The organism is Ruegeria sp. AD11(2025) (genome assembly GCF_056542405.1).
The window spans coordinates 1-2,986 of sequence record NZ_JBQFZU010000080.1; the positions used below are offsets into that span (position 1 = coordinate 1).

Here is a 2,986-nt window from a genome sequence, read left to right on the forward strand (position 1 = left end):
AGGCGGTCAGGCCTTCTGGTTCTGGTAGTTTGTTTGTGCGGCAGCATGCTGTGAGAGTGTTGGCCAGCAGGCATGCGATGGTCATGGGGCCGACGCCGCCGGGGACGGGGGTAATCGCACCTGCGCGCTCGGCGGCGCTGGCGTAATCGACGTCGCCGACCAGTTTGTTCTTGCCGTCCCGCTCGATGCGGTTGATGCCCACATCAATCACGGTGGCACCTTCCTTGATCCAGTCGCCCGGCACCATTTCCGGGCGGCCGACGGCGGCCACAACGATATCGGCGCGGCGCACAACATCCGGCAGGTCCTTGGTGCGCGAATGCGCGATGGTCACGGTGCAGCTGTCACCCAGCAACAGCTGCGCCATCGGTTTGCCGACGATGTTCGAACGGCCGATCACAACCGCGTCCATTCCCGACAGCGAACCATGGTGATCGCGCAGCATCATCAGACAGCCCAGCGGGGTACAGGGCACCATCGACTTCTGACCGGTGCCCAACAGACCCACGTTCGAGATGTGGAACCCGTCGACATCTTTGGCCGGATCGATCGAGTTGATCACCAGATCTTCGTTCAGATGCTTGGGCAGCGGCAATTGCACCAGAATGCCGTGCACCGCCGGGTCGTTGTTCAGCTTGTCGATCAGCGCCAGCAAGTCTTCTTCGGAGGTATCCACATCCAGCTTGTGCTCATACGAGTTCATGCCGACCTCGACGGTCATCTTGCCCTTGGAACGGACATAAACCTGGCTGGCCGGATCCTCGCCCACCAGAACCACGGCCAGACCGGGCGTGATACCGTTTTCCTCTTTCAGCTTTGCAACCTGATCGGCCACTTGCGCGCGCACCTTCGCCGCAAAGGCCTTACCGTCGATAACCTGCGCTACCATCCTTTGATCCCTTCTTTCAAAAAACGGATCGGGCGCACAAAGCGCCCGGTTCTTCAGTCGGGGCCGAGCACGCGTTCTTCGCGGGCAATCGACCAGTCAATCAAGATGCGCCAGAGTTTCTCGGCTAGATCTGGGTCCATGCCCAACTCGTCGGAACTCTTGCGCACCCGCTGCACCACGTCTTCGACACGATCCGGAATGCGGGCTGGCAGGCCCTCGCCGGGTTTCAGCTCGGACGCGCGGTCGATGTAGCTTGCGCGCGTTACCAACAATTCGATCAGTTGGCGGTCCAGCTTGTCGATCTGAGCCCGCAATTCCTGCATCGAGGAACAGTCATGCGGTGGTATCAGAGTGGGCATTTCAATCTCCTGTGGCCCGGGGATATCCCCGGGCCACGAGATGTCTCATTCGGGCGCTTAGAACAAGCCCTCGATCTCACCTGCGTCATTGAGGCAGATGGTCTCGGCAGCCGGTTTGCGCGGCAGACCCGGCATGGTCATGATCTCACCGCAGACAACCACGATGAAGCCAGCACCGGCAGACAGGCGAACCTCACGCACCGGAACCGAGTGGCCGGTCGGCGCACCGCGCAGCGACGGATCGGTCGAGAACGAGTACTGGGTTTTCGCCATGCAGACCGGCAGGTTGCCGTAGCCTGCTGCTTCCCACTCTTTCAACTGGTTGCGGATCTTGGAATCAGCCAGCACCTCGTCAGCGCGGTAGATGCGCTTGGCGATGGTCTCGATTTTTTCGAACAGCGGCATGTCGTCCGGATAGATCGGTGAGAAGTTCGCGGTACCGGCATCGGCAATTTCCACAACCTTCTTGGCCAGATTCTCGGATCCTTCCGAACCCAGTTCCCAGTGACGGGACAGAACCGCCTCAACACCGTGGTCACCACAGTAGTCCTTTACCGCCTGCACTTCCGCGTCGGTATCGGTGACAAAGTGGTTGATCGCGACGACGACCGGAACACCGAAGGACTTCACGTTCTCGATGTGGCGACCCAGGTTGGCACAGCCATTCACGACGGCGTCGACGTTCTCGGCACCCAGATCGGCTTTGGCAACGCCGCCGTTCATCTTCATCGCGCGCACGGTGGCAACCAGAACAACTGCCGACGGCGCGATGCCCGCCTTGCGGCACTTGATATTCATGAACTTCTCGGCACCCAGATCAGCACCGAAACCGGCCTCGGTCACGACATAGTCAGCGACTTTCAGAGCGGTCTTGGTCGCGATGACCGAGTTACAGCCGTGCGCGATATTCGCGAAGGGGCCGCCATGGACGAAGGCCGGGTTGTTTTCCAGCGTCTGCACCAGGTTCGGCTGCATTGCGTCTTTCAGCAGAACGGTCATTGCGCCTTCGGCCTTGATATCGCGGCAGTAGACCGGGGTCTTGTCGCGACGGTAAGCAACGATGATGTCGCCCAGACGCTTTTCCAGGTCCTTCAGGTCGGTTGCCAGGCAGAGGATCGCCATGACTTCGGATGCCACGGTGATGTCATAACCAGCTTCGCGCGGGAAACCGTTCGATACACCGCCCAACGAGCAGGTGATTTGACGCAGGGCGCGGTCGTTCATGTCGACCACACGGCGCCAAACGACGCGGCGCATGTCGATAGCCTGCTCATTGCCCCAGTAGATGTGGTTGTCGATCATTGCCGACAGCAGCGAGTGGGCCGAGGTGATGGCGTGGAAGTCGCCGGTGAAGTGCAGGTTCATTTCCTCCATCGGAACAACCTGCGCATAGCCGCCACCTGCAGCGCCGCCCTTCATGCCGAAGTTCGGGCCCAGCGAGGCTTCGCGGATACAGATCATCGCGTTCTTGCCGATACGGTTCAGGCCATCGCCCAGACCAACGGTGGTGGTGGTTTTACCTTCACCCGCCGGGGTCGGATTGATCGCGGTGACCAGGATCAGCTTGCCGTCTTCACGGTCCTGAACCGAGTTGATGAAGTCCTGACTGACCTTCGCCTTATCGTGGCCATAGGGCAGCAGATCGGCAGAATCGATGCCGATCTTGGCACCGATTTCCTGAATCGGCTTCTTGTTCGCTTCGCGGGCGATTTCGATGTCGGATTTATAGCTCATTGGG

Annotated in this window: 3 protein-coding genes; all 3 read right to left on the minus strand. The window is 60.0% G+C overall.

The window, feature by feature from the left end; all coding sequences use genetic code 11:
• Window positions 1–889 (minus strand): bifunctional methylenetetrahydrofolate dehydrogenase/methenyltetrahydrofolate cyclohydrolase FolD (gene folD, locus ACR1XY_RS24260; RefSeq protein WP_480597327.1); only part of this gene is annotated, 889 nt, incomplete at its 3' end.
• Window positions 890–942: 53 nt separating this feature from the next.
• The gene (locus tag ACR1XY_RS24265) at window positions 943–1,248 is read right to left on the minus strand and encodes a chorismate mutase (protein ID WP_480597330.1); all 306 of its coding nucleotides are present in this window, start codon (window positions 1,246–1,248) and stop codon (window positions 943–945) included.
• A 57-nt stretch (window positions 1,249–1,305) separates the two neighbouring features.
• Window positions 1,306–2,982 carry a formate--tetrahydrofolate ligase gene (locus tag ACR1XY_RS24270; RefSeq protein WP_480597332.1) on the minus strand — a complete coding sequence of 559 codons (1,677 nt, stop codon included), beginning with the start codon at window positions 2,980–2,982 and terminating at the stop codon, window positions 1,306–1,308.
• Between the last annotated feature and the right edge of the window lie 4 nt (window positions 2,983–2,986).